The organism is Neorhizobium sp. LMR1-1-1.1 (assembly GCF_040675795.1).
Classification (GTDB): Bacteria; Pseudomonadota; Alphaproteobacteria; order Rhizobiales; family Rhizobiaceae; genus Neorhizobium; species Neorhizobium cellulosilyticum.
Genome location: NZ_JBEGHE010000017.1, coordinates 99,144 through 117,832 on the forward strand (window position 1 = coordinate 99,144; position 18,689 = coordinate 117,832).

General features: G+C 59.7%; 16 protein-coding genes. 3 read left to right on the forward strand and 13 right to left on the reverse strand.

All coding sequences use genetic code 11. The features are described 5' to 3' along the window. The first annotated feature begins 9 nt into the window (after window positions 1-9). Both MRBLMR1_RS09835 and pta read left to right on the forward strand, forming a co-directional pair. A complete protein-coding gene (locus tag MRBLMR1_RS09835; RefSeq protein ID WP_500064319.1) occupies window positions 10-1,212 on the forward strand; it encodes an acetate/propionate family kinase in 1,203 nt (400 codons plus the stop codon). A gap of 117 nt (window positions 1,213-1,329) precedes the next feature. Continuing rightward, window positions 1,330-3,441, forward strand: coding sequence for a phosphate acetyltransferase (gene pta, locus MRBLMR1_RS09840; protein WP_500064321.1), 2,112 nt, complete (start codon window positions 1,330-1,332; stop codon window positions 3,439-3,441). Window positions 3,442-3,503: 62 nt separating this feature from the next. Here pta and MRBLMR1_RS09845 read toward each other — a convergent pair whose 3' ends face one another. The 8 genes from MRBLMR1_RS09845 to MRBLMR1_RS09880 form a co-directional block, all read right to left on the reverse strand. Continuing rightward, the gene (locus MRBLMR1_RS09845) at window positions 3,504-4,289 is read right to left on the reverse strand and encodes a class I SAM-dependent methyltransferase (RefSeq protein WP_206827828.1); all 786 of its coding nucleotides are present in this window, start codon (window positions 4,287-4,289) and stop codon (window positions 3,504-3,506) included. Then, window positions 4,286-5,350 (reverse strand): glycosyltransferase family 4 protein, encoded by a 1,065-nt coding sequence (locus tag MRBLMR1_RS09850; RefSeq protein ID WP_500064395.1) that lies wholly within the window; start codon window positions 5,348-5,350, stop codon window positions 4,286-4,288. The genes MRBLMR1_RS09845 and MRBLMR1_RS09850 overlap by 4 nt, the downstream gene beginning before the upstream one ends. 5 nt (window positions 5,351-5,355) lie before the next feature. After that, complete coding sequence (locus MRBLMR1_RS09855; RefSeq protein WP_500064325.1) at window positions 5,356-5,754, reverse strand: 6-pyruvoyl trahydropterin synthase family protein; 399 nt, start codon at window positions 5,752-5,754, stop codon at window positions 5,356-5,358. 21 nt (window positions 5,755-5,775) lie between these two features. Then, window positions 5,776-6,753 (reverse strand): zinc-dependent alcohol dehydrogenase, encoded by a 978-nt coding sequence (locus tag MRBLMR1_RS09860; RefSeq protein ID WP_500064329.1) that lies wholly within the window; start codon window positions 6,751-6,753, stop codon window positions 5,776-5,778. Continuing rightward, window positions 6,750-8,678, reverse strand: coding sequence for a glucans biosynthesis glucosyltransferase MdoH (mdoH, locus tag MRBLMR1_RS09865; protein WP_500064333.1), 1,929 nt, complete (start codon window positions 8,676-8,678; stop codon window positions 6,750-6,752). The genes MRBLMR1_RS09860 and mdoH overlap by 4 nt, the downstream gene beginning before the upstream one ends. Before the next feature lie 208 nt (window positions 8,679-8,886). Further along, a complete protein-coding gene (locus tag MRBLMR1_RS09870; RefSeq protein WP_500064335.1) occupies window positions 8,887-10,314 on the reverse strand; it encodes a c-type cytochrome in 1,428 nt (475 codons plus the stop codon). Window positions 10,315-10,316: 2 nt separating this feature from the next. Then, a complete protein-coding gene (locus tag MRBLMR1_RS09875) occupies window positions 10,317-11,951 on the reverse strand; it encodes a GMC family oxidoreductase (RefSeq protein WP_500064339.1) in 1,635 nt (544 codons plus the stop codon). A gap of 30 nt (window positions 11,952-11,981) precedes the next feature. After that, window positions 11,982-12,527, reverse strand: coding sequence for a sugar dehydrogenase complex small subunit (locus MRBLMR1_RS09880; protein WP_404945429.1), 546 nt, complete (start codon window positions 12,525-12,527; stop codon window positions 11,982-11,984). Between the two features lie 318 nt (window positions 12,528-12,845). Between MRBLMR1_RS09880 and MRBLMR1_RS09885 the strand changes: the two genes are divergently transcribed. Continuing rightward, window positions 12,846-13,298 carry a MarR family winged helix-turn-helix transcriptional regulator gene (locus MRBLMR1_RS09885; RefSeq protein ID WP_206827837.1) on the forward strand — a complete coding sequence of 151 codons (453 nt, stop codon included), beginning with the start codon at window positions 12,846-12,848 and terminating at the stop codon, window positions 13,296-13,298. Between the two features lie 9 nt (window positions 13,299-13,307). Here MRBLMR1_RS09885 and glpK read toward each other — a convergent pair whose 3' ends face one another. The 5 genes from glpK to MRBLMR1_RS09910 all read right to left on the reverse strand — a co-directional run bounded on the left by glpK (window position 13,308) and on the right by MRBLMR1_RS09910 (window position 18,688). Then, entirely contained in the window at window positions 13,308-14,804 is a 1,497-nt protein-coding gene (gene glpK / locus MRBLMR1_RS09890; RefSeq protein WP_500064346.1) for a glycerol kinase GlpK, read from the reverse strand. Window positions 14,805-14,886: 82 nt separating this feature from the next. Further along, a complete protein-coding gene (locus MRBLMR1_RS09895; RefSeq protein ID WP_500064349.1) occupies window positions 14,887-16,608 on the reverse strand; it encodes an ABC transporter substrate-binding protein in 1,722 nt (573 codons plus the stop codon). An 83-nt stretch (window positions 16,609-16,691) separates the two neighbouring features. Next, complete coding sequence (locus MRBLMR1_RS09900; RefSeq protein WP_183685360.1) at window positions 16,692-16,973, reverse strand: DUF2160 domain-containing protein; 282 nt, start codon at window positions 16,971-16,973, stop codon at window positions 16,692-16,694. Window positions 16,974-16,986: 13 nt separating this feature from the next. Next, window positions 16,987-17,805 carry a carbohydrate ABC transporter permease gene (locus MRBLMR1_RS09905; protein ID WP_148144669.1) on the reverse strand — a complete coding sequence of 273 codons (819 nt, stop codon included), beginning with the start codon at window positions 17,803-17,805 and terminating at the stop codon, window positions 16,987-16,989. A gap of 13 nt (window positions 17,806-17,818) precedes the next feature. Further along, on the reverse strand, window positions 17,819-18,688 hold the full coding sequence (locus MRBLMR1_RS09910) for a carbohydrate ABC transporter permease (RefSeq protein WP_148144668.1): 870 nt from the start codon (window positions 18,686-18,688) through the stop codon (window positions 17,819-17,821). Window position 18,689: the final 1 nt, after the last annotated feature.

Sequence of the window (18,689 nt, forward strand, 5' to 3'; positions counted from 1 at the left end):
ATTACATGAATGGCCAAAGATCAGTCACACGTTCTCATCATCAATTGCGGCAGCTCGTCGCTGAAGTTCAGCCTGTTTGCCGGTGAAGGCCGTACGGCAGCCGTTTCAGGCCTTGCCAAAAATCTCGGACAGCCGGAAAGCTCACTGATCCTCAAGGAAAACGATGCGAAAGTGACGATCGCGCTTGATGGCGGCAGCCATGACGCAGCGCTGCGCCGACTGATGGACAGCCTGAAGGAACGAGATCTGCTGGACGCGATCGGTGCCGTCGGACACCGGATCGTGCATGGCGGCGAGCGTTTTACCAAGGCAATCCGCCTCGATACCGAAGTTCTCGACGAGATCGAGACCCTCTCCTATCTCGCTCCGCTGCATAACCCGGCAAACGTGCTTGGCGTGCGTGTCGCCATGGAAGTGCTCGGCTGGGTGCCGCATGTGGCGGTGTTTGACACGTCCTTCCACATGACCATCCCACAAGCCGCACATGCCTATGCCATTCCGCAGACCTATCGTGATGCCGGCGTCCGCCGTTACGGCTTCCACGGCACCAGCCACGGCTTTGTTGCGAAGGAAGCGGTTGAACTGCTGGGCCTTGACCCCAGCGATCATGGCCTCCTGATTGCCCATCTCGGCAACGGTTCTTCGGCAACCGCCGTCCTGAACGGCGAAAGCGTCGATACGTCGATGGGTCTCACACCGCTTGAAGGCCTCGTCATGGGCACCCGTTCCGGCGATATCGATCCCGGCGCAATATTCCACATTGCCCGACAGGATAAGCTCTCTATCGATGAACTCGACACCCTGCTCAACCGCAAGAGCGGCCTGCTTGGCCTTTCCGGCCTCTCCAACGATTGCCGGACGCTGGAAAGTGCTGCGGCTGAAGGTCATGAGGGTGCGATTCTTGCACTCGATGCAATGGTCCATCGCCTCGCCCGTTATATCGGCGGTCTTGCCACGTCCCTGCTTCGTCTCGACGCAATCGTGTTTACCGGTGGTATCGGCGAAAACTCAGCCTTCGTACGCCGCAAGACGATCGCCCGGCTCAGGGTGCTCGGCATCACGCTGGACGACGAAGCCAATGGCCAGATGTTCGGCGGACGTTGCGGCGTGATCAGCGCTTCCGGCAGCAGGACCGCTGCGGCCGTTATCGCCACCAACGAGGAATGGGCCATAGCAAACGAGGCCCGGCCCTATATAGGTAAGGCAAGCTGAGGCGGTCCGATCAAATTCCGAGGCGTCCGGTCCATACGAAGGGTTGCTGGGCGCCTCAAAATAGATTTTTCCCGGCATGGCCGGAACGGTCATGACAAATCGAAAGGCGATAGTTTCATGTCGGCACATCTCATTTTTCTCGCACCGCTGGCGCAAGACGTCGACCTGAGCGCCGTAGCGCTCGGTTTCGTGCGAGCCCTGCAGCGTGACGGTCTGAAGGTCGGCTTCGTCAAGCCGATCGCTCAGCCGACGGCCAGTGAACATCCCGGCTCGCCGCTGAAGACGACCGAAGTCTCCACCTATTTTGCCCGCAGCCTGTGCCTGACGGAGGCCCCCGAGCCGATCGCATTTACCCATGCGGAAGATCTTTTGCGCAAGGGCGAACTCGATCTGTTGCTGGAAGAAGTCGCAACGATGACGGAAGCCCTGCGCGCCGATCATGACGTGGTTGTCGTCGAAGGCCTGATCCCGTTTACCGATCTGCAGATCGTTCCCAGGCTCAATGTCGAGATTGCTCGCAGCCTCGACGCCGAAGTGGTTCCGGTCGTCAGCGGTGTCGATGATGACAAGCGGCTGACCGATACGGTTGCGCTCGCCGAGCGTCAGTATATGCGCGACGCCGAGGGGCATTTTGCCGGCCTGCTCGTCAACAAGCTGCCTGAGAAAAGCCGGCGTGAGGCTCTGACGGCTGCATTTGCCAAAGCCGGAATGGAAACCAGCACCATCCTCGGCGCGATCCCCTACGAGCCGAATCTGAACACGCCACGCCTGTCCGACCTCGTCTCGTCGCTCGATCTAAGCGTCGTGCAGGGTTCCAAGCTCGATGCCGTGCGTGTCCGTGAGATCGTCGTCGGTGCCCGTTCGGTCGAGAAGATGATCGACCGCCTGCGTCCGGAAACCTTGGTCGTCATGCCCGGTGACCGCAGCGATATCGCGCTTGCCTCGGCGCTTGCCCATAGCCGCGGCGTGCCGCTTGCCGGCCTGTTGCTGACCTGCGGCGCACCGCTTGCCACCCCGGTCGCAGACCTGATGGCCTCGGTCGGCTCAAACATCCTGCCGATCCTGTCCACCCCCGACGATACCTATGCCACCGCCTCCCGCCTGGCGCATCTCAGCTACCATGTCAGCCAGGATGACAGCCAGCACATGGAAAAGGTCATCGATTTCGTCGCCGAACATATCGACACGACATCGCTGCGTGACCGGATCGGCACCTCGACCGAAGCCCGGCTTTCGCCGCCGCGCTTCCGCAACCACCTGATCGAAGGTGCACGGAAGGCCAATAAGCGCATCGTGCTGCCCGAGGGTGAAGAACCCCGCACGCTGCAGGCTGCCGTCATCTGCCACCAGAAGGGCATTGCCCGTTGCGTGTTGCTCGGCCGCCCCGATGCCATCCAGATGATCGCCAAGGCCAAGGACATCGAACTACCCGCCGATCTCGAAATCCTTGACCCGGCCGCCGTGCGCGCCAACTATGTCGACGCCATGGTCGAGCTGCGCAAATCCAAGGGCATGACGCCTCCCCAGGCAATGGCCCAGCTGGAAGACACCGTCGTTCTCGGCACGATGATGCTGGCGGTCGGTGAAGTCGACGGTCTGGTCTCCGGTGCGGTTCATACCACCGCCAGCACGGTGCGCCCTGCCCTGCAGCTGATCAAGACGGAACCGGGCCAGAGCATCGTCTCGTCAGTCTTCTTCATGCTGATGCCCGATCAGGTTCTGGTCTATGGTGACTGCGCCATCAACCCGAACCCGACGGCCGACCAGCTGGCCGAAATCGCCGTCCAGTCCTCCGATACGGCCAAGGCCTTCGGCATCGATCCGCGGGTGGCGATGATCTCCTATTCGACCGGCACGTCGGGTACCGGCGGCGATGTCGACAAGGTGCGCGAGGCAACCGAGCTGGCAAAACAGCGCAAGCCTGATCTGCTGATCGACGGTCCGATCCAGTACGATGCGGCAAGCGTCGAAAGCGTCGGCCGTTCCAAGGCCCCCGACAGCCCGGTCGCCGGCCGCGCCAATGTCTTCGTCTTCCCGGATCTCAACACCGGCAACACCACCTACAAGGCCGTTCAGCGCTCTGCCGACGTCGTTTCCGTCGGCCCGATGCTGCAGGGCCTGCGCAAGCCGGTCAACGACCTGTCGCGCGGCGCGTTCGTCGACGATATCGTCTTCACCATCGCTCTCACCGCAATCCAGGCTGACCAGCAGACGGGTGGCGCGAAATAAGGCGTAGGGCACAGAAAAAGAACATCACGCCGGTTTCACATGCCGGCGTGATGAGCGCAGCCTCAACGAAATGCAAACAGATCCCAATGCCCGACTAGGCAGTCCGAGCTTTCCGCCTGCTGCAGCCGTGCCAGTCGCCAGTCGTTCACATCAGCTTCCTCAACAAGCCCTGTTTCAGCAGCGGCACTCGCAATGCCGAAAATGAATTGCCGCTGCAGCTCCGCATGTGCCTTATCAAGCCGCCACGGGCTGGGTGCCAAGGCGACCTGAAACCCCTGCTCCTCCAGCAACCTGCGCAGAACCGGCGTAGCGTCTGGGCCGAGTGCCGGACCGAAACCCTTATCTCGCCTTTGATGGACATTGAACGCCGCAACCACCTCATCATCCAACGGATGATGTTCGTCCCAGCGACAGACACCGTCATAATTCAGTGCGGCATAAAGGCCGATATTTGTCTGGGCGAGTTCTGAAACCAGCCGGGCCAGAAAGCTCTCCGAAACAAGATCGAAAAGAGCGGAGGCCGTCACAAGTCGCGCTTCGAAAAACAGGCTGTCAGCCGGGGCATCCAGATGTGCCTCCATACATTCAATCCGTGCGGACCCTGCATGCCGGCGTTTTGCCTCGATTAGCAACAGTGGATCATTATCGACCAGCCGCCAGCGCCAATGAAGAGCCTTAGGCAGAAAAGCCCTGAAGGTCGACCCTGTCCCGGCCCCCAGATCGACAACCAGCGTTTCTCCATGCGCCGCAGCCAGATGATCGATCACCTGCTTTTGGAGGCCGTGATCCCGCGCCGCATGATCGGCAGCTTCCCGCAGGTCAAGCCAAGTCTTGTCGAAGCCGCTCATCCTATACCTTCCAAAAAATCGGAAAGAATTCTGGCGCTCGCCGGCCAATCCGGCAAATTCAGGCCCACGGCAAGCGAACCGGCAGCGTAGTCCCGCCGTTTCTGAGGTTCATCCAACATCGTCACCAACGCCTCTGCAAACTCAGTGACATCACCAGGTTCTACCAGAATGCCAGCGCGATCGGGGACTAAATCAGGTACCGCACCGCCATGGCAGCCGACGATCGGCAGGCCTCGCGCCATGGCTTCGGCAAACACCATGCCGAACCCCTCGTAGCGGCTCGCGAGCGCAAAAATGTCGGCCGCCGCATATTCGGCATCAACGTCATCAAGGGCACTCGTCACGGCAATCCTGTCGTTCAGGCCAAGTTCTGCAATCTGCCGGCGCAGGGCGGAGGCGGATTGGAGATCCATCCTGTCGCTACCGACGATACGGCATTGCCATGAACGATCTCGAAGTTTCGCCAGTGCCGCGACAAGCGTCTGATGATCCTTACGTGGCGTCAGCGAGCCGATGGAAAGGATCATCGGCGGTGCGCCGTCGATGCTGCCATGCGCCTGCTCGGAAGGTGCCGTCCCCGGTATGGCGATACAGATCGAACCCTGTCGAACGCCGAAATTGCAAGCCAGAATGCGGGCCGTCTCGGGACTTGTAACAACCACCCCGCGCACATGAGCCAGCGCATCAGCTTCGCTTTGCCTGAGTTCTTCCGCTCGCTGTTGTGAAAGCCCGGTTTCCATCGCCAGCGGATGGTGTACGAGCGCGACGAGCTTCAGCCGCTCCGCCTCCCGCCTTGCAATATCGGGCATGGTGCCGAAGGCCAACCCATCGACAAGCACGAGGCTATTTTTCGCAAGATCGGCAAAGTGCCGTGCCGCCGTCTCAAGTTCGTCGCGGCCTGGAGCCGGAAATCCGTCCGGCAGTCTCATATGGTCGACTTGCCAGCCAAGCTTGCGCAATTCCGCGATCATTCGCCGATCATAACTGTAACCGCCACTGCGGGTCTCGATGTCTCCGGGAATGGCAAACACGAGATGCGGTGCTCCGGCTTCCTCATCCACACCGTTCAAATCGCGGCCTCATACCATGCGCGCGCCACATGGCTTTCGTGCAGCATGATCTTCAAGCGACAAATCCGCTTGCCGCCCGGCCCAAGCTCGCCCGCCTCAATGCGTCGACGCAGATCGTCGAAGATATGCTTGGCCAGCACTTCGGTGGTGGTCACCTTGCCGCGAAAGATATCCAGTTCATCGAGGTTCTTGTAGTTGAGCGGTGCCAAGGCGTCTTTGAGCACGACTGTCGCCAGCCCGATATCGACGCCAAGGCCGTTGTCATCGAGATCCTCCGTCATGAAGGCGGCGTCGACAACGAAAGTCGCGCCGTGCATGGCCTGGGCGGGACCGAAAACCTGGCGCGGCAGGCTATGGGCAATCATCATGTGGTCGCGCACTTCGACGGCAAACATCGTTCTTGGATTCTCCGGTTGTCAGGAATAGCGGATGCGGTGACACAACGTATTCGGATCGGCGAGGATCCGGATATAGCTTGCGGCGAGATCATCGAAAGCGGTCTCACCGGAAATGAGAGCATCAAGCCGGTCGTCCGCCAGGAGAGCGAGCGCTGTTTCAAGCCGCCGCGAAAGTGGCCAACGGGCTCGCCTTGCAGCCGGGACATGGCCAACCTGCGAGCCGACAATCGACAGGCGATGGCTGTGAAACCGTCCGCCGAGCGGTATATTGACCATGCCTTCACCAAACCAGGACATTTCGACGATCCTCGCCTCGAAGCCGGCGACAGAAATGGCGGTCGCAAGGCCTTCGGATGTCGCCGAAGCATGTATGACCACGTCGCTGTTGCAAGCAGACCCCTCAGCTTCGCCGGGTAGGGCGAAATGGCAACCGAAAGCGGTGGCAAGCGCCTCTCGCGCGGAGTTCACATCGATCAAGGTTACATCCGTCCCCGGTATTCTTGCCGAAAGATATGCGGCGAGAAGCCCAACAAGTCCGCCACCGACAATGGTTACCCTGTCGCCGGCAAGAATGTTCGCGTCCCAGATGCCGTTGAGAGCCGTTTCCATATTCGCGGCAAGAACGGCACGTGATGCCGGCACATCGGGCGGAACGGCTACAGCCATATCTGCCGGCACATGGAACAGGTCCTGATGCGGATGGAGACAGAAGACGGTTTGACCGGCAGGCGCCTCTGCGCCCGCCTTGACCGTGCCGACGACAGCGTAACCATATTTCACCGGAAACGGGAATTCACCATCCTGCAACGGGGCGCGCATGCAGTCGTGTTCACTCTCCGGCACCGATCCTTCGGCCACCAGAGCCTCCGTGCCTCTGCTGATGGCGCCAAAGCGGCTTTCGACAAGCAGCTCGCCCTCGGTGAGCGGTCCGATCATTGTCGGTTTCAGTTCTGCCTTCATTTTACCCGTCAGCCACAAGGCGCGCGATGTCGTCATGTATGGCTATCCACCAAAGCTTGGGATTGAACCGTCGTATCCCGATGGAAAGGTGCAGTCGCGCGGCGTCTCCAGCGACGGGCGGCATGCGGCACGAGCGGGCTCAAGATCCGCGGCATGCGCACTTCCTCGGGAACGGCGAACAGGCCGAAGCGCGTCGTCCAGCGGCCGAAACTCTTCGAGGCGGTCAGCATTGTGAACGGGATTGCCAGACAGAGACCGACAACCATAGGCAATGTCCACAGAAGAGCCGTTACTCCTGCTCCTGCAAGGAGAGCGGTTGCGAGCATAAAACCGATGACCGTTTGAAGTCCCATTGTCTTCAAGGCCGAAAGAAAGGAGACCCCAAGCCTGTCGCGGTTCTGACCGCTCCATGTGACACAGCGTCCGAACGGCAGGCCGAGCAGAAAGACTGACACGTAGACCGCGATGATCGGCGCCATCAGCATCGAGGCGAGAATTTCGATTATTGCCGACAAGCCGAACCGCAGCGGTCCGCCATAACGCCGCACCGCGCCTTTGGTCAGACACACATCGAGCATGCCGGCGAGTTTTGGGGCTACCGACATGAAGAAGATGACGGCAAAGAGACTAAGGCCCAACTGCAGATAGGCGGGATCGAACTCCCCAGAGATGGCTTTCCACGCGGCGGCAAATGTTGCGACGATCCAGGCCGGCGGCGCGACATACATCAATATAGCCTGGAGAACCTGGAACCGGCTGAGCGTCTTCAGCCCGGGCTCGAACAGGAAACGCCAATATTGCATGTTTCCCTGGCACCAGCGCAGATCTCTCTTGGCGAAATCGGGAAATGTCGGCGGGTTGGCCTCGAAGCTCTGCGTCTCGACCGGCAGCACCCGAACTTCGTAATCACCGCGACGCATATAGGCGGCTTCCAACTGGTCATGGCTCAGCACATGCCCGCCGAGCGGCGGTGCGCCCGGCAGGACGGGCAGATGGCAGTGGGCTCTGAACGCTATCGTGCGGATCAGAGCGTTATGGCCCCAATATGGGCCGCAATCGGCATTCCACCACGCCGCGCCCATGGTGAAAGCGCGCATGCCATGGCGCATGCCGAACTGGAACATCCGCGCGAACCCGCTGGTCGCCGGCATGCCGACCACAAGCGACTGAAGAATGCCGATCTCGGGCCGGGCCTCCATCGCCGCGACAAGGCGGATGATCGCATCGCCGGACATGACGCTGTCTGAATCGAGCGGCAGGAAGAAGTCGTAATCCTCGCCGTATTCATCGAGAAAGTCGTGAATGTTGCCGGCCTTGTAGCCGGTATTGACTTCACGCCGCCGGTAGACCGGGCGGTTTTCAGCGGGAAAAGCGACCGCGCCAACGAAGCATTCGAAGCCCATGGCCTCGGCTTTCGCAATAGCCTCGTCGGATGTGTCGCTCAAGACGAAGAACCGGAAATGCTGCGCGAGGCCCGTCGCCTTCAGGCTGTCGGACATCGCCTCCAACCGTGCCAGAGCCGGCAGCGGATCCTCGTTTCGCAGAAACAATGTCAGTGCGGTTCGCGACGAAAGGCTATTGGGGCGACCGCGCTCACCCTGCGGATAAAACGGATAGATACTGCGGGCAGGATTACCCGGCCCATGCTGAAGCATCAGTCCGATGATCGCATTCCAGAAGCCAAGCACGGTCCAGGGCATGGCCAGCAGAAAACCGAGCAACATGACGGCCTCGAACAGATCGATCCCGCCCGGTGAAAGGAGGCGGAACAGCCCATATCCCAGCGCTGCAATCGTTGCGAGATTGAGCACCAGCACAATCATCCGTCGCGTGCCGATCGGGAGCCCCGCATATCGAAAGGGTATTTCCGGCGTAGTTTCGCCGCGAGGCTTATGGCCACTCTCGAGACCGTCGCCAGGGACAGTTTCGGCGGTTTTCGGCCGACTGGTATGCAGATCCATTGAGGCATGCTTTCGGTGGGTGTCCGAAAGCTAAAAGTAGGAGCCGATTACGTTTCAACAAGCACGCACGCGTTCAAACGATCTGCCCCTACCGTCACGAACGGGTGATCCGGCATGGCACCGAACAAATGCTCGGTCAGCGAAGGCTTCATACCCTCGAAAGACAAAAAAGCCCCGTCAGCATATCGGCTGGCGAAGGCTCAATCTGTTATGCTGCGTGAGCAGGCCTTGCTTTGCGTCGCGCCCTATACCAGACAAAACTGACGACAAGCAGCAATGCGGCAACCGCGCCCGCCCCCATGCCGATCCTTGCCAGCTGAACGATATTCGACTTCGGTCCGCCCTCGCGAAGCACCTGAACCTCTTCCGGCGTCACGGTCAGCTTATCATTGCCGTATTGAGCCAGAAGATAGTTCGAAAGCGAGGCAACCTCGACATTGTTCAGCTGCACGACGGCATTCGCCTGATCGCCGAAAGGCGGCATGAAGACATGGCCGGCTTCAGTATGGCGGTCAACGCCGTTGAGGATGGCGGAGATGACATTGATCGAGTTGTCACCTGCCGTCGCGGCATTGTGGAACAGGCTCGGATAGTAACCATCCTTAGTGCCCTGGGCATTGTAGCCATGGCAGGAGGCGCAGTTGGCGGCAAAGATTTGCGCGCCGGCGTGATCACCCTTCAGTCCGTCGGCATAGTTCTTGCCGCGGAAAGCGGCCATGTCATTGCCTGCTGAACCCTTGTCGAAGCGGGTGATGCCCGATGCCTGCCGGGCATTGGCGGAGGGAACGCTGCGCACATAGGTGGCGATCGCGTTAAGGTCCGCATCGGTCAGGTGCTGGAAGGAGTAGCTGATGGCTTCAGCCATGCTGCCCGCCGCCTGCGCCCTGTTTTCCAGCTTACCAGTCTTCAGGTAGGTGACGAGATCCTCCTGGCTCCAGGAGCCGATACCATGCCCCTTGTCATTGGTGATATCGGGCGCATACCAGGCGCCGACCTGACCGCCGGTCAGATTGAGGCTCTTCTGTTCCTGCATGAAGACGCCGCGCGGCGTGTGGCAGGTGCTGCAGTGCGCGGCACCCTCAGCCAGATATTTGCCGCGGTTCCATTCGTCCGACTGGATCGGATCATCCTTATGTACCTCGTTCGGACGGAACAGCAGGTTCCAGCCCATCATCGAAACGCGGATGTTCATAGGGAATGGCAGCTTCGTTTCCGGAGCTTTCTCGTCCACCGGTTCTACGCCCTGCATGAAATAGGCATAGAGCGCGTGGATGTCCTCGTCCGTCATGTTGGAATAGGACACATAGGGCATGGCCGGATAGAGGTTTGCGCCATCTCCACGAACACCCTTGCGCACTGCATCGGCAAACTGGGCTTGCGAATAGTTGCCGATGCCGAACTGCTTGGAGGGCGTGATGTTCGTCGACATGATCGTGCCGACCGGGGACACCATGGATAGGCCGCCGGCCATCGGCTTGCCGCCGTCATGGTTGGTATGACAGGCAACGCAGTCGGAAGCGGTCGCGAGATAGCGGCCCTTCTTGATCAGTTCCTTGGAGAATTCCTGTGCTGCCGCCGGTGCCAGCGCAACAAGGGCAAGCGGTGCCGCGAGGGCAAAGGATTTTACGGTCTTCATGATCAGGCGCCCCGCATCTGTTCGACAATGGCGTCGCCGGCCTTGAGGGCGAGCGCGGTCATGGTGATGGTGCTGTTGCCGCAGGCACCGGCTGCCATTGCGCCGCCACCGGGGATGAACAGGTTTTCGTGGTCATGGGCGCGGCAATCGACATCGACAACCGAGTTGGACGCATCCTTGCCCATTATGGTGCCGCCCATAATGTGCTTGCTGTTGTTGTATTTCGGGCTGATCTTGATATCGATCGCACCCATGGCTTCGGCGATCTGCTTGCCGATTGGCTGGGAGTAGACTTCCCAGCATTTACGGACATAGTCGCCGACGTCGTAATTGATCGACGGCTTAGGAAGACCGAGCCAGTCTTTCTTGTCCGACAACGTCAGGCGGTTATTCGGGTCGGGCAGAATTTCGTGAGCCGCGACGATATCGGCCGTGCAGGCCGCCATGCGCCGGATTTCGTCGTCCAGAGCCTTGCCGACCAAGCCCTTCTTCAGCGCTGCGAATGTGACGAAGCGGTTGCGAGCAAAATTGTTGTAGCGGAAGTAGGCGCCGGCATGTTCGGAGCGGAACGCGCCTTGCGAGGTTTCCATGATGCCCGAATTGACGACCGGGCCGATGCCAGACCAGAAAGGCTCCTTGGTGGTGACCGTGAACGTGCGGGCCGGATGGTCCATCATGTTGCGGCCGACCTGATCGGAGGAATTGGCAACCCCGTTCGGGTTGCGGTCGTCCTGCGACATCAGAAGCAGTTTCGGGTTTTCCAGACCGTTGCAGGCGAGCACGAAGAGCTTGCCGGTAATGCGGTGGCTTTCCTTGTGCTGGTCGTAGAAGTAAACCGCCTCGATCTTGTTCTGGGCATTCGTCTCGACCTTATAGACGACCGAGTCGACCAGCAGCGTCGCGCCCTTCTTTTCGAGGCGATGCAATGCGGTTTCCGCATCATACTTGGCGGCGACGGGACAGACGGGAACGCAGTTGTTGTTGGCGCAGCAGGCAGGACGGCCATCATAGGGCATGCCGCTGTTGCGGGCCTGAGAGACGGGAATGTTGTTGTAACCTAGCGTCTTGACGACTTCGGTGAATTTCACTTCGCCGGGTGAAAACGGCAATGCCGGCATCGGATAGGGTGCCGAGCGGTCGCCTGTCTGCGGCCATTGCTGCGAGCGGTCGGACGGGCCGCAGATGCCGAGCTTGTGCTCAGTGCGGACGTAATAGGGTTCCAGCGTGTCGTAGTCGAACGCCCAGTCGCGACCAACGCCGTAAAGCGAATTCAGGCGCATGTCCTCTGGCGTCAGGCGCCAGGAGGTGCCGGCCCAGTGCCAGGTCGAGCCGCCCGCGTAACGAATGAAGGTCTGGTCATAGGCGTCAGGCCCGGTAAACTGCAGATAGGCATCTTCCGGCTTCTCTCCGCCCATCGGATGCGGCGCCCAGGGCCGCGACGGATAGGCGACCGATGTATCGCCCTTCACGCCAAGAGGAGCGTTGCGCCAGTTTTCGACCACTTCGGCGCGCGTGACGCGCGGACCGGCCTCGATCATCAGCACGGAATGACCTGCATCGAGCAGCTGTTCGGCAATCACGACGCCGACGACGCCCGTTCCGACGATGACGACGTCGGCACTATTCTTGGTAACCATGGGAAAAAGACTTTTCTTCGCTGGATTTCGTCAGAAGCGCGGCATCGGCGCCGAAAGCGGCAAGTTGGGCCGGGTCCACAGGTTGGGACCGGAAATGCCGTAGGAGGGGATGGTCAGAATATCGCTGGTCGTCTTGAAGGTCAGCGCTTCTTCATAGGTAAAGACGGTTGCATTGCGCTTCTCGGAGGAACAGCCGCTATACCAGGCAGAAATCACCCAATGGGCAAAATCCTTCAGCTCGCCATCGGGAATATCGCCGAAGAAATCTTCGACCTGCGCCGCATTTTTCTTCTCGGCGATGGCGATGATCGCATCGAGCATCTGCGGAAGGTTCTTGTATTCACCGCTTGCCGTATCAACGATACGCGCGCCGACAGCCGGGCTGAGCTGGTGCTGAATCAGCAGGTTGGACAGTTTCATGAACTGTCCCTGCGTGCCGGCATCGACGGCCGCCAGCGAGAGGGTGGGACAGAGCGTTGCGGCAATGCTGCCGGCAAACAGCGTCGCACCGCCGAGCAGAATGCCACGGCGCGACATCGTCAACGTTCCGTTGAGGTCTTTCGACTGTCTAGTCATCGTTTTCCTGACCATGGGGAAAAAGAGGCTGATGCCTCCGGGGTGAAAGCTGCGGCCGTTAAGGCGCGTTGCGTGTGCGCGAAATGTCGGGCAAGTTTCGTCGCAACCCTGCTCCCCATCGTGTCAGAGGTGGGGATATTGAGGGCGGAAGCGGGACAATGAATCGCGGACATGCAACAACAAAAAAGGCGCGAGTGAACACAATGACGCTGTCGCTAGACAGCGCGGTCCTCCGCCGCACCGAATTAGTTGGATAGCTGATTATCAGCTACGCCACCAATTGATAATTGTCAATCCGGCAAAAGGAGGCACACCGGCGTGATCGTTACTGCTCATGAAATCCTGCATTCGCACGGTATTCTGCTGCGACGCTGCCAGCAGGTGGCGCTCGCCATGTTCACGCAGGAGGCAGGCGATCTCGGCTTTTCTCCCACGCAATACAGTGCGCTGGCCTTTGCCCATATCGAACCCGGCATTCACCAGAATACGATGGGGGAACGGATCGCACTCGATCGCTCATCCGTTACCAAGTGCCTGGAAGGTCTCGAAAGCCAGGGTTTCGTTCGCCGGGAAGTCGATCCGAGCGATAAACGTGCCCGCCTGATATACATTACCCCGGAAGGCGAGGAGATGCTGCAGCAGGTCGCCGCCGCCGCACGACGTGCACGCAAACGATTCCACGCCGCCCTCGGCGAGGCTGAGTTCGGCCACCTCATGGATCAGCTGAGCGCGTTCAGCCGCGTGCTGGAAGAGCCAGAAGAGGGAAAGTAGCGGATAGGATCACGCCCGGCGGGTAAGGCAGCGCGAGACGCTATCCTGCCAGCCGGCGATTGCCGTCTTCCTCTCGTCATCCGCCATTTCCGGTTCAAAACGCTTGTCGCGTTTCCAGTGGGCAGAAAACCCTTTCGCATCCGGCCAGACCCCGGCACGGGAGCCGGCAAGCCAGGCGGCACCGAGCGCCGTCGTCTCCAGAAGCTCCGGCCGGTCGACCGGCGCTGCCAGAATGTCTGACAGGCGCTGCATCGTCCAGTTGGAGGCAACCATGCCGCCATCGACGCGCAGCACGGTCGTCGCGCCGTGGCCCTGCCAGTCCTTCTTCATCGCTTCGAGAAGATCGTGAGTCTGAAAGGCAACGCTTTCGAGCGCCGCATGGGCGAATTCCGCCGGGCCGCTGCTGCGGGTAAGCCCAAAGATCGCGCCACGGGCCTCCGCATCCCAATAGGGCGCACCCAGCCCGGTGAAGGCCGGCACCATGTAAAGCCGCTGTTTCGGATCCGCCTGCCGCGCCAGCGCACCGACTTCCGACGCAACCTTGATGAAACCGAGTTCATCGCGCAGCCATTGCACGGCGGCACCGGCAATGAAGATCGAGCCTTCCAGCGCATAGGTCGTGACGCCGTCGAGACGGTAGGCGATGGTTGTCAGAAGACGGTTGGAGGATGTGACGCGATCCGTGCCGGTGTTCAACAGTGCAAAGCAGCCGGTGCCATAAGTGGATTTCAGCATGCCGGGTTCGAAGCAGGCATTACCGATGACGGCCGCCTGCTGGTCGCCAGCAACGCCGAGGATCGGGATTTCAGCGCCGAATATCGACCTGTCCGCCACCCCAAAATCCGCCGCACAATCCTTGACCTCTGGAAGCATGGCGCGCGGGATATCGAGAATGCCGAGCAACTCGTCATCCCAGTCATTATCGCCGATATTATAGATCAGCGTACGCGAGGCATTTGTGGCGTCGGTGACATGCGCCTTCCCGCCGGTGAGCTTGTAGATCAACCAGCTGTCGACCGTGCCGAAGCACACGTCGCCACCTTCGGCGCGGGCACGCAGACCCTCGACATTGGAGAGCAGCCAGGAAAGTTTTGTCCCGGAGAAATAGGGATCGAGCAGAAGACCGGTCTTTTCAGTGAAGGCGGCCTCAAGCGCCCTACCCTTCAATTCCTCGCAAAGTCCGGATGTGCGGCGGTCCTGCCAGACGATCGCCGGATTGAGCGGCTTTCCGGTCTTGCGGTCCCAGACGACAACGGTTTCGCGCTGGTTGGTGATGCCGATCGCTGCGATATCGGCAGCCGAAATCCCGGCCTTCTCGATCGCAGTGCGGGCTGTGGTAAGGACGCTTTGCCAGATTTCATCCGGGTTGTGCTCGACCCAGCCGGAGGCCGGAAAGAACTGGGTGAATTCCTGCTGGCCAAACCCCTTGATCGCCATGTCGCCATCGAAAACGATCGCCCGGCTCGATGTCGTGCCCTGGTCGATGGCAAGAATATACCCACCCATAAATCCAAACTCCTCCACGTATTCTATAAGAACCGGGGCGCGATATCACGCCCCGGCATTTCTCATATAGGCTGTTTGCCGATTATTTCTGCCAGCTCTTCACCAGCTCGTCGTAGTTGACGGTGATCGGCTTTTCCTTCTCGTTCTCGATCTTCAGCTGCGGCGCAAGGTTGCCCTTGGAAACCGCATCCTTGTTCCAGTATTCGAGATCGTGCTCTTCGGCGAGTTTCGGCCCCATCTCACCCTGAACGCCGGCGCGTTCCAGGCGCTGCAGCACCTTTTCCTGCTCGGCGCACAACGAATCCATTGCCGCCTGTGCAGTCTTGGCACCCGAAGATGCGTCACCGATCGCCTGCCACCAGAGCTGTGCGAGCTTCGGATAGTCCGGGATGTTCGTACCGGTTGGCGACCACTGGACGCGGGCGGGCGAGCGGTAGAACTCGATCAGGCCGCCGAGTTTTGGCGCACGATCGGTGAAGGACTTGTGGTTGATCGACGAGTCGCGGATGAGTGTCAGGCCGACATGGCTCTTCTTCACATCCACGGTCTTCGATACGACGAACTGTGCATAAAGCCACGCCGCCTTGGCGCGATCGTCCGGGGTGGATTTCAGAAGCGTCCAAGAGCCGACGTCCTGATAACCGAGCTTCATCCCGTCCTTCCAATAGACGCCATGCGGCGATGGGGCGAAACGCCATTTCGGCGTTCCGTCGTCATTGACCACCGGCAGGCCCTTCTTGACGAAATCCGCCGTGAAGGCCGTGTAGGTGAACATCTGCTGGGCAACCTCACCTTGGCCCGGAACCGGACCGGATTCGGAGAAGGTCATGCCGTTGGCTGCAGCTGGCGCGTAAGCCTTCATCCAGTCCAGATATTTCTGGATGGAATAGACTGCGGCCGGGCCGTTGGTATCACCACCGCGGGCAACGCAGGAGCCGACCGGCTGTGATTTCTCGTTGACCTTGATACCCCATTCGTCGACCGGAAGACCGTTCGGCAGGCCCTTGTCGCCGTTGCCGGCCATGGAAAGCCATGCATCGGTGAAGCGCCAGCCAAGCGATGGGTCCTTCTTGCCATAGTCCATATGGCCATAGACCTTCTTCCCATTCACCTCGCGACCAGTGAAGAATTCGGCAATGTCTTCATAAGCAGACCAATTGACCGGCACGCCGAGGTCGTAGCCGTATTTAGCCTTGAAATCGGCCTTGTTCTTCTCGTCGTTGAACCAGTCGTAGCGGAACCAGTACAGGTTGGCGAACTGCTGGTCGGGTAGCTGGTAGAGATCGCCATCCGGTGCGGTGGTGAATTTCAGACCGATAAAATCCTGAAGATCGAGGCCGGGATTGGTCACGTCCTTGCCTTCATTCGCCATCCACTTGGTCAGCGAACGGGCCTGCTGGTAACGCCAATGGGTACCGATCAGGTCCGAGTCGTTGACATAGGCGTCATAGACGTTTTCACCCGACTGCATCTGCGTCTGCAGTTTTTCGACCACGTCGCCTTCGCCGATCAGGTCATGGGTGATCTTGATGCCGGTGATGTCACTGAATGCCTTGGCGAGAACCTTGGATTCATATTCGTGCGTGGTGATGGTTTCCGAAACCACCTTGATGTCCATGCCGGCAAAAGGCTTTGCCGCATCGATAAACCACTGCATTTCCTTTTCCTGCTCGGCGCGGGAAAGCGAAGACTGTTCGCCGATTTCCGCATCAAGGAATTTCTTGGCGGCCGCCATATCGGCATGGGCCGCACCTGTCATTGCCAGCAGCATGACTGCCGTCGTCGTCATAAGATGCCGTCGCATATCTAGTCCTCCCGGTTGATGCGATTGCAGTTCACTTTAGTCCTGGCGGCTGGACCTCCTCCCGCCGCCCTATTGTCTTGGCCCTAAACGAAACGGAATACGCCGATCGCGTAAACCACCGACAAGGCCAGAGCCCACCACAGGCTGGGGCCTCCAAGACCCAGCCATGCGAGATGAATGAAAGCGGAGCCGAGCAGCGAAACGAACAGGCGGTCGCCCCGCGTCGTCTCGAAGCGCAGGATGCCGACGCGCGGGCCGCCGCCCGGCGAGAAATATTCCCACACGCCCATCGCTGCGATGAGCGCGAAAATGGTGATGAAGAAGATCGCTGTCGGCAATGTCCAGGCCATCCATGAGAAGCTCATCGGTCTCTCCTTCTCAGACGCGGCCTAGGGCAAAGCCCTTGGCGATGTAGTTGCGGACGAAATAGATGACGAGCGCACCCGGAATGATGGTCAGCACACCGGCCGCCGCCAGCACGCCCCAGTCCATGCCGGAGGCAGAAACGGTGCGGGTCATCGTCGCGGCGATCGGCTTCGCGTCGGTCGTCGTCAGCGTGCGGGCGATCAGCAGCTCGACCCACGAGAACATGAAGCAGAAGAAGGCGGCGACGCCGATGCCGGACGCAATCAGCGGCATGAAAATCTTCACGAAGAAGCGCGGGAAGGAATAACCGTCGATATAGGCGGTCTCGTCGATCTCCTTCGGCACGCCGGACATGAAACCTTCGAGGATCCAGACCGCCAGCGGCACATTGAACAGGCAATGCGCGATGGCAACCGCGATATGGGTGTCGATCAGGCCGAAGGCCGAATAGAGCTGGAAGAATGGCAGCGCGAAAACGGCAGGCGGCGCCATTCGGTTGGTCAAAAGCCAGAAGAACAGGTGCTTGTCGCCCAAAAACCGGTAGCGCGAGAAGGCATAGGCTGCCGGCAGCGCCACGAGGACGGAGATCACCGTGTTCATCACCACATAGATGATCGAGTTGATATAGCCGTTATACCAGGCCGGATCGGTGAAGATGACGGTGTAGTTTCTAAGCGTCGGATTTGTCGGCCAGAGCGTCAGTTGGCCCAAAATCTCGCTATTGGTCTTGAAGCTCATGTTGACGAGCCAGTAGATCGGCAGAAGTAAAAAGATGATGTAGATCACCGGAATGAGGAAGCCGAAACGGGCGCCGCTACTGTTGTTGGTCATGGCGTTCTCCCCCTCACTTCTGCTCTGCATCGCTCTGCGTCATTACGGTGTAGAATACCCATGACAGCAGAAGGATGATCAGGAAGTAGATGATCGACATGGCTGCCGCCGGTCCGAGATCGAACTGGCCGATCGCCATTTTCACGAGATCGATCGACAGAAATGTCGTTGAATTGCCCGGCCCGCCGCCGGTAACGACGAAGGGTTCGGTATAGATCATGAAACTGTCCATGAAGCGCAAAAGCACGGCGATCAGCAGTACCCGCTTCATCTTCGGCAACTGGATGTAACGGAAGACAGACCAGCGCGATGCGCCATCGATGCGAGCCGCCTGATAATAGGCATCGGGGATGGAGACGAGGCCGGCGTAGCAGAGCAGCACGACGAGGCTCGTCCAGTGCCAGACATCCATGACGATCACAGTCGCCCAGGCATGCGTCGGGTTCTGGGTATAGTTGTAGGAGATGCCGAGCGAGTTTAGAAAATACCCCAGAAGCCCGATATCGACGCGGCCAAACACCTGCCAGATCGTGCCGACAACGTTCCATGGAATGAGCAGCGGTAGCGCCATAAGCACGAGGCAGACGGGAACGCCCAACCCATGTTTCGGCATGTTGAGCGCGATCAGGATGCCGAGTGGCACTTCGATCGCGAGGATGACAGCCGAGAAGATCAGGTTGCGCCAAAGCGCATCCCAGAAGCGAGGTGATGTCAGGATTTCGACAAACCAGTCGGTGCCCGCCCAGAAGAACTGATTGTTTCCGAACGTATCCTGAACCGAATAATTGACCACGGTCATTAGCGGAATGACGGCGGAAAACGCGACCAGCAGCAGGACCGGCAGAACCAGAAACCAGGCTTTGTTGTTCCAGGTCTTGTCCATG